The organism is Sporolactobacillus shoreicorticis (assembly GCF_024125445.1).
Taxonomy (GTDB): domain Bacteria; phylum Bacillota; class Bacilli; order Bacillales; family Sporolactobacillaceae; genus Sporolactobacillus; species Sporolactobacillus shoreicorticis.
Window position 1 is genome coordinate 1 of the sequence record NZ_JAMXWM010000080.1, and the last position, 1,307, is coordinate 1,307.

At 37.6% G+C, this 1,307-nt stretch carries 1 protein-coding gene; it reads right to left on the reverse strand.

Translation table 11 applies throughout. The features are described from left to right. A protein-coding gene (locus NIE88_RS22015) for an IS3 family transposase (protein WP_373689484.1) occupies nucleotides 1-1,307 on the reverse strand; the annotation gives its coding sequence in 2 pieces (ribosomal slippage) (nucleotides 1-927 and nucleotides 927-1,307; 1,308 coding nt annotated over the 2 pieces). This gene is flagged as partial in the annotation.

Sequence of the window (1,307 nt, forward strand, 5' to 3'; positions counted from 1 at the left end):
TTCTGTATTGAACAGGAGTCATCTTTTTTAGATCCCACTGATATCTGTAGTTGTTGTAGTAAATAATGTATTGTTTAACTTCCTTTTTCAGCTCTTCAAGTGTTTGGCAGGACTTGATCAAACACTCATCTTTTAAATGCCCAAAAAAGGATTCTTGAGGAGCGTTATCCCAACAGTTTCCTCGGCGTGACATGGATTGTCTAAGCTTATATTTCTTTATTAACTTTTGAACAGTAGGATTTGTATAGTGAAATCCTTGATCCGAGTGAATCAAGGCGTCTTTGGTTAGTTTTACGTTCCGGTTACGCTTTAGTTTGTGCAAGGTATCCGTGACAATATCCAAAGTAAGCTTTTCTGATAAATTATAGGCCAGGATTTCATTCGTTGAGCTATCCTTAATCGTTGATAAATAAGCTTTCTGGCCTTTTCCATAAAAGAGATAAGTAATATCGGTAAGCAATACTTTTCCGGGTTGACCTTGCTTAAACGCTCTTTTTAAGAGGTTTGGGCAGACGGTGTGTCCCTTCGTCGCTTTCATCATTCTTCGGTAAGGATTGGCCTTTCTAATCGGACAAACGATCCTATATTTGTTCATAATCCTTCGAATACGTTTTAAGTTAAAGGTCACACCAAAGTGCCCCTCTAAGGTCATTTTGATTTGACGGGCACCTTTTTTACGTTTCTTGAAGTGGAAAGCCTTCAAAATGATCTCTTTCACTTGTTCATCTTGGTTTTCCTGTGCTTTTCTTGTTTCTTGGGCAGGCAAAGAAAAATAACGGTAATAGCCGGAGCGTGATACTTTTGCCAAGTGACATAAATAGCCTACTCTATTTTTAAGTTTATAGTTTTCAATGACAGAATGAATCAATATGAACTTGTGTTCAGCGGATAACTTTACGGCTTCAACCTCCTTTCCATTAAGTCGATTTTTTTTAACAGTTCATTTTCCGCCTTCAATAAATGGTTTTGGGCTTTCAATCGTTCATATTTTTCCTCTAAGGACAGCTCTTTTTCATTTGGCCTCCCTGAATGGCCCTTTCGTGTATCTCGAAGACCCGTAATGCCGTTCTCCTTATAGGATCTCCGCCACCTTTTAGCTGATGATTTAATTCGCTCATTCCCCAAAAGATCAGGATCGAATCCGTGTTCTTCAAAAATCTCTCTTGGAAATTTTCCTTTCTCATTTTCAGCTATAAAAATACGTTTAAATTCATCCGTGTAGGTCATTCCCTTTGCACTGACTGCTTTTACATAGGGATTACGAGATAATGTCTTTATTTCTTTATCTGTGAATGTTTTAATACTCA